Genomic DNA, 7,103 nt, shown 5'->3' with positions numbered 1-7,103 from the left:
AATTTGGAGATGTTCCAATTCCCAATCAAAATCCCAGAAATCATTTTCGGCTCCAATCTCGCATTTTTTCTCGTCTCATACCCTGATTCAGCAACGCCCCTTTTTTAAGGTGCAGGAATGATTCAGCAATTGTGCGATCGCCACGGATGTTTGCAATCTCTTTGATCAGCGCCTTCTGCCGCTTCCGAAAGAACGATTTCGACTCGGTTGGCGAGAACTCCTCCCGCTACCAAAACTAGGACTGCGCCTGTTTTGATTTTGACCGGGCTGCGATCGCCTCAAATCGCTGCCGCCGTAACCAGAACCAGTCGATCGATTGGCTCCTGGCTGTGCTGGGCGTCTTGCTGGTACGTTCGATGTGGGCGATCGCAAGCGGCCGGTCGTCCTTAAAACTTCACGGTTTCTCACCGCAGCAGGCGGGGCTTGGTAGCGAGTTTGATATTGGTTAACAGCTTGGACGTAAGTATTGCCATACCCGCCATATCCTGTCATAATCCCCGGCTGATACAGAGGCGGCATATAATATCGCGGTGTAAATAACAAACTGCCGATCGCCTGACCCGCCAAAGCCCCTGCAAACGGCGCCCAGAAGCCTGATTGCTGCCGAACTACCACCATTTCCTGCTGACCTGTTTGAGAATTGTTAACAGTTTCAGTAACGTTGTGAACGTACTCAATTTTAAAATCTTCTGTCAAATGCAAGCTCGCTTTATTGTTATCCAGACTTAGATAACTTTTCTTCCCTGCCGATATTTCTTCCTCCGTTAATCGAGCCATTTGCAAATCGGTAGTGCGGTAAACTGGGGTACTGCCGGGGGGAGTATTTAGCAACATCAAACTGTATTCGCCATCCGAATCGTCGTAGGTAGCTTGCTGTACGGGATATTGACCTTGAGCCAAGTTATTGTTTGGTGCAGGACGCACCGTGTTTACATTCCTATTTGCAGCAGGATTTGCAGGAGCATTTACAGGAGTTTCTGGCGTAGGAGAACCGCAGGCAGTTGCCGTCCACAAGAAAGTTAAAGTCATTAAATAAATTGTCAGTTTTCGCAGCATAAATAATATTTGGTAATTGGTAATTGGGCATGGGCATGGATTATTATAATAACCAACAAATAACCACTGACTAATAACTAATGACTAATGACTTCCTTAAAGGGGAATGAGTTCGGGGAAATTTACCAAAACTTGGTCGTTAGTAAGTTCGTCTCCCAACTGCGCGGGAGAAAAGTGAACTTGCACAGCTCGCAGCCTTTCTTGGTAATGTAAATTAATCAGTGCTTTTAAACCGACTTTCAGGGCGCCGATATCAGCGAGGTCAGTTTCGAGAGCCGGAACTTCGCCTTCATAGGCGACTGTCAGCATCACCACCACATTTCTAGTTACTGGCAAAGACAAGGGGGAATTTTTATCGGAAACAGAAGTGCTGTATTGAGGCTCGCTGAGATAGCGATCGGCTGAATCAGTGAAAATTTCATCCACATAATCGCCAGCTTCGCCTTCATCCCAAAAAACATCGCCTTCATTAGCGGCGGCTTGCCAGTAGTTATCGTACTGTAACAGGTGATTGCAAATTTCTACAAGACCTTCTCCTAAAATTGCTAAGTCACCATCGCCATTAATTCCTTCTCTGGCGGTGCGGTTGAGAACTCCTAACAGCGGTGCAACTTCTTCGCCTGTTAGCTGAACGAACACGCGGCAAACTGCCAGTCTAGTTTTACCTGTAAATTGATTGAATCGATCGCGCCAAGCATTCATAAAAACCTATAGTTGTCATCTGTAGGGCTATATTTTAAACCGTAGCAGGCGATTGGAACTTTTGCCGTCTACCCTCAGATTGATCTGAAGAGTATTTTTAGCGATCGCCAAAGGTAGCGTGCTGTCTTGCTTTGAGTCATCTAAATTTATAGCATTTTTGAATCCGACGATCGAATTGCGCGCTCTCGATCGATCTGCGATCGGAAAGCTGTGTTTCGATCGCAATCAAAGCAAATTGTAGCCGTCGATAATTTAAAATCAAAAAACCTCCAATCTGGCAAAATTGGAGGCTTGCTGAGCGAATACTTTGGTTGGAGATAACTATTAGACGATCGCACTTTCGACTGGCTCGATCGCACTTTCCGAACTCACCTCGGCAACTTGCGCTACGGGCAAATCCAGCTCGCCGCCCGGAGCTTCCGGGTGTTCGCGAACGCCTGCAACCGCATCTGCTGGCTCAGCTACACCTGTATCTGCGATCGGATCTAGCGACTCTTCAAAAACTTCAAAATTATCGCTCATCGCATCGCAAGCAGCAGAGGCGCGCTGACCGGCGCGGTAGCTCATGTAGGCCGCACCTCCACCCAAAATCCCAGCCAAGCCTAGGAAACCGAGAGCTACTGTTTTGTTGGATTTCCACGGATTCATTCGATCCGAGCCGCCGGAACCCACGATTGTTGGCCCAGAACCAGATTGAGCAGCCCCAGATTTTTTGTAGGAACAGGGGAAAGCAGATGCAGGGTCACCTATGGCGATGCTGCTCGCGATCGCAACGGTGGAAGCAATGCCAGCTAACACTTGAAACTTCTTCATGGTGCTCTGGAGATTGTAAAGGATAATTAAAAAATAAATGGTAACAGCTCTTTACAAATCTATCAACAGGCGATCGCCACCAAAATCACAGATCGATCGCAACTGCCAACATCTCCCCATCGCCATTGAAATTTAAAGTTGCCAGGCAAAAAAGCTGAAACCACTGTTTAGCAAGCGTTTTGACAAACAAACCGTTATAAATTAAAGTCAACCGAGTCAATATTGCGATCGCGCCCAAATTAGAAAATCTGAAGTGATATCGTTTCCGGTTGCATCGGAATTATTAACGGAAATTAGGACACGGCACTGCCGTGTCCCTACGATTAATCACGGTAGGGACACGGCACTGCCGTCTCCTTTATATCATAAGGAGTGCAACCGGAAATGATATGAGACCATAGAAATTTTAATCACAGGGCGACCCACACTTGATGAAAAACTACTTTTAAGGCTACTTTTGAAAAGGCTTAGTTATTGGAAAAACTTTTATTTTTATGACAAACAGCGGGAATCAAGGCATTGAGCGAGATCCTCATCGATTGTTGGTGACGGGCGGGGCTGGATTTATCGGCTCGAATTTTGTGCATCACTGGTGCAGCAGCTATCCGGGCGATCGAGTAGTCGTACTCGACGCTTTAACCTACGCCGGCAACAGACAAACCCTGGCAAGTTTGGAAGGCGGAGAAAATTTTCGGTTTGTGCAGGGAGATATTTGCGATCGTACCCTAGTCGATACCTTGCTGAAAGAAGAAAACATCAACACAGTCGCTCACTTTGCCGCAGAATCTCACGTTGACCGATCGATTATCGGGCCTGGCGCCTTCGTTCAAACCAACGTAGTCGGCACCTTCACACTCTTAGAAGCCTTCCGCAAGCATTGGGAAGCAATTGATGATTCGTCTGTGAAATCACAAATGCGCTTCCTCCACGTTTCTACCGACGAAGTTTACGGCAGTCTCGGCCCCGACGACCCAGCATTTACCGAAACAACCGCCTACTCCCCCAACAGTCCCTACTCAGCCTCCAAAGCTGGCAGCGACCACCTCGCCCGCGCCTATTTCCACACCTACGGGCTGCCGACAATTATCACCAACTGTTCCAACAATTACGGCCCCTATCACTTCCCCGAAAAGCTGATTCCATTAATGTGCATCAATATGCTATTGGGCAAACCGCTGCCAGTATACGGCGACGGTCAAAACGTGCGAGATTGGCTGTTCGTGCTCGACCACTGCCGCGCCTTAGATGCCGTTATCAACCGCGGCCAGCCCGGAGAAACCTACAATGTTGGTGGCAATAACGAGGTAAAAAATCTCGATTTAGTCAAAATGCTCTGCCAACTAATGGACGAATTAGCTGCTGATTTGCCCGCGCGTCCTTGCGAACAACTGATCTCATTTGTCAAAGATCGAGCTGGGCACGATCGGCGTTATGCTATTGATGCCAACAAAATTAAAACAGAGTTAGGTTGGACTCCCTCAGTCACAGTTGAAGAAGGTTTGCGGCAGACCGTGGAATGGTACTTAGCCCATCGCGAGTGGTGGGAACCCCTGCTTTCCGAGGAATATCAAACTTACTACAGCAAGATATACGCTAATTAGTTATTGGTTATTCGTTATTGGTTATTCGTTATTAGTTATTAAAACCAGTAATTAACACCTAATACTTAACAACTAACAAATAACGACCAACAATGACTTTTGCATTTATCACATACATTGACAATTGTCAATGTATGTGAAGATTTAGTTAAACTTCATCCATAGCCCATAAAACCAACTGTTTGTAGCTGATAATTTCAAAAGAGCGATCGAATTAAGCATTTTAAAATTTTTTAGTAAAAACAGAAAGCAGCAATGACCGAAATCAACTGGCTAAAACACATCCAAGAACCGAAATACTGGCTGTTAGGCATCGCCTCCGGTTTGATTGCCGTGCAACTGACTCTGACTTCCAGAACCAACGACACAGACCTATTTGGCACAATGTTACTGTTTTGGGGAGTTGTAGCATTTCTCATTTGGGAAAGGCACGAATCCTTAACCTTTGAAAGTGGAATTTTCGCCAGTTTCTTTGGGGCATCGTTAATTGCTTTCATCTTGCTCAAAAGTTCTTCGATATTTGGATACGACTTTTTTATCAGGGCTTCGCCTTTCTTGACAGGAATAAGTCTGGCCTTGCTAGCTTCCGGCACAAAAGGACTGAAACAATATTCGCAGGAACTGCTAATTCTTGCCTATACAGCTATTCCTCCCGGATTAATCGGAGTATTTGTTGATGTAGCTCTATACACAGCAAAAGTTTCAACTTTTATCCTGCACTATATAGGATTTGAAGTTCAACGCAAAGGAGTTTTTCTCATCCTAGAAAAGGGCAGCGTCGAAGTATATCACGGCTGTTCGGGGGTGAATGCAATTCTACAATTGTTAGGACTAGCCCTGGTTTTCTTGCTGATGTTTCCGACAACTGTGGGGCAGAAAATTCTAGTGCCGATCGTTGCAGTCCTGATTGCATTTGTAGTTAATGCCGCCCGAGTTTCTCTCATGGCAGTGCTAGTATCGTTATCTCAACCCCAAGCATTTAAATACTGGCACGAAGGAAATGGTTCGGTAGTCTTTTCGATGATTGCTGTATTAATTTTCGGGTTATTCTGCTGGTTTGCCATCTTAAAAAACGAACCACAAAATCAGGAGCAATAAAATTAATAATGGCTATTACCTATTGGAAACCAGTTAGGATTTCTCTTTTGGCTGTTACTCTTGCAGGGGTTTTATTAGTCGCAGGCAAATTGACATTCTATCCCTCGAAAGGCAATAATTCTGCAACCCAGTTTGACTTTCCCTCTACGGTGCCTCTAGCAGAGTGGAAACTACAAAACAGCGCGCCGCTGAAAATTAGCGATACTTCAGAAGTCAAGGCTGCCAGAAAGTATGAATATCAAAAAAGTAACATTGCTCTAGAAATAGAGATGCGCTATGTGGTAGGCACCATCGGGGATGTGGAAAGTATGATGAAGGGACATACTATTCTGAAGTCGTCTCCTGGTAAACTAACATTAGCAAACACTCAAGGCGCGGGGTTTCACGGAATTTTGCAACAGCAAAATCGATTGTATTTGAGTTCGTGTATCAATCCTCGCGGCAGTGCTACAGTCACTGCCGAACAGTTTAGATACAATCGCAACACTCGCGATTGGCAGCCAAACCGGGTTTTGTTTTGGCTGTTGGGTAGGGGAAATATTCAAGATCGGCGATGTTTGTGGACTCAGATGTCTGTGCCTTTGGATAAAACAACTCCAGAAAATGCCCAAAAAGTGTTAGAAAATGCTTGGGTTTCTTGGTATGGGTGGTGGCAGCCGCGATTTCCCGAACCTTAAGTCAGTCGATTTTAGATTTTAGATTTTAGATTTTAGATTTTAGATTTTAGATTTACAATAGCAGATGAATCTAGGAACTCTAACTTTGGTCTAAAATGTGGAGACTCGACTACTTCAATCTGTAGCTTGTATCCGTTTTTTAGCGGATCGAGAGAGATTGTTTTTGTTAACAACAACTGTGATGATGTTATGAATGACGTACAAGGCGAGCAAGGTTTTTCTATCTACAGGTTGCGTTGGATTGGCTACGGTCTATTAATTCTATCTTTATTAGATACGATCGCAGTTTTGATACCAGCAAATTTTGGCAATCGCGTCTGGGAATTGCAGACAATTGGCGCTGTAGTGGAACGGGTGCCAGTTCCTCTATTGGCAATGGCGCTGATATTTTTTGGCGAAGGATATGACCGCAGAAGTTTGGAAAACATTCTTTTGAAAGTTTTGTCTTGGGTTTGTCTGCTGCTGGCGGTGATTTTTCTGTTGATGATGCCCTTGGGAATTTTTGGCACTATCTATGTCAACAACCAAAACGACAAGCAAATTACTACTCAAGCCGACCAACAATTAGCTCAATTGCAGCAAGTAGAAGAACGGCTGAATAAGGGTACTCCTGAAGATTTAAAGACTTTGGCTGGGGAACTTAGCCGTTTGGGAGTGCAAGCGAATACGCAAAACCCGCAGGAATTGAAAAGCCAAATTCTTTCGAGAATTACTCCGGCTAAGGAACGCTTGCAGGCGCAAAGGGCCACGGTGCAGTCAAATCAGCGCATGGGGTTATTTAAAAATGCTGTTAAGTGGCTGCTGGGCGCGTTGATTTCTAGCGTCTTGTTTTTCACGATATGGCGCGGTACTGACTGGGCTAGGTAGTAAGTATTGGTCTCAACTTAAGTCTGAAACGATTGAATCATCTCGCTTTTATCCGAGTCCACATTCCCCTCGCATCCCCCTTCTGAAGCAGGGTAGTTTTATTGTCCCAGACGCGAGCCACTCTTTGACCCTGCTAAATCCCGTTTAAGAAGGGGGACTTTGCTCGGATACTTGTCCCCACCTTTTTTAAGGGGGCTAGAAACTGTAACTTGATTCTTGGACAAATCTACCCATTGTTGCTCAATTGTGGGTAGCTTTTTCACTCGCAAGTTCTGCTAAGGTTGGAATA

Annotated in this window: 8 protein-coding genes; 4 read left to right on the top strand and 4 right to left on the bottom strand. The window is 45.2% G+C overall.

The window, feature by feature from the left end; all coding sequences use genetic code 11:
* Nucleotides 1-165 precede the first annotated feature (165 nt).
* The 4 genes from JGK14_RS33250 to JGK14_RS33235 form a co-directional block, all read right to left on the bottom strand.
* Nucleotides 166-1,056: a hypothetical protein gene (locus tag JGK14_RS33250; protein ID WP_325315977.1), complete on the bottom strand. Its 891-nt coding sequence runs from the start codon at nt 1,054-1,056 to the stop codon at nt 166-168.
* 96 nt (nt 1,057-1,152) lie between these two features.
* The gene (locus JGK14_RS33245; protein WP_293181654.1) at nt 1,153-1,758 is read right to left on the bottom strand and encodes a DUF1517 domain-containing protein; all 606 of its coding nucleotides are present in this window, start codon (nt 1,756-1,758) and stop codon (nt 1,153-1,155) included.
* A gap of 27 nt (nt 1,759-1,785) precedes the next feature.
* Nucleotides 1,786-1,983, bottom strand: coding sequence for a hypothetical protein (locus JGK14_RS33240; protein ID WP_293181656.1), 198 nt, complete (start codon nt 1,981-1,983; stop codon nt 1,786-1,788).
* A 99-nt stretch (nt 1,984-2,082) separates the two neighbouring features.
* Nucleotides 2,083-2,571: a hypothetical protein gene (locus JGK14_RS33235; protein ID WP_293181658.1), complete on the bottom strand. Its 489-nt coding sequence runs from the start codon at nt 2,569-2,571 to the stop codon at nt 2,083-2,085.
* Nucleotides 2,572-3,065: 494 nt separating this feature from the next.
* On the opposite strand from JGK14_RS33235, the gene rfbB reads away from it, so the two are divergent.
* From rfbB to hpsJ-A, 4 genes are all read left to right on the top strand, one after another.
* On the top strand, nt 3,066-4,172 hold the full coding sequence (rfbB, locus tag JGK14_RS33230) for a dTDP-glucose 4,6-dehydratase (protein ID WP_293323645.1): 1,107 nt from the start codon (nt 3,066-3,068) through the stop codon (nt 4,170-4,172).
* A 255-nt stretch (nt 4,173-4,427) separates the two neighbouring features.
* Nucleotides 4,428-5,270, top strand: coding sequence for a cyanoexosortase A (gene crtA, locus JGK14_RS33225; RefSeq protein ID WP_293181662.1), 843 nt, complete (start codon nt 4,428-4,430; stop codon nt 5,268-5,270).
* Nucleotides 5,271-5,278: 8 nt separating this feature from the next.
* Nucleotides 5,279-5,947 carry a cyanoexosortase A system-associated protein gene (locus JGK14_RS33220; protein ID WP_293193709.1) on the top strand — a complete coding sequence of 223 codons (669 nt, stop codon included), beginning with the start codon at nt 5,279-5,281 and terminating at the stop codon, nt 5,945-5,947.
* 189 nt (nt 5,948-6,136) lie between these two features.
* A complete protein-coding gene (gene hpsJ-A, locus JGK14_RS33215) occupies nt 6,137-6,814 on the top strand; it encodes an HpsJ-like protein, cyanoexosortase A-associated (RefSeq protein WP_293181666.1) in 678 nt (225 codons plus the stop codon).
* The last annotated feature ends 289 nt before the right edge of the window (nt 6,815-7,103 follow it).

It is taken from the genome of Microcoleus sp. PH2017_28_MFU_U_A (genome assembly GCF_020738035.1).
Classification (GTDB): Bacteria; Cyanobacteriota; Cyanobacteriia; order Cyanobacteriales; family Microcoleaceae; genus Microcoleus.
Note: the sequence above shows the minus strand (reverse complement) of the source record. Positions and strands in the feature narration are given on the sequence as shown.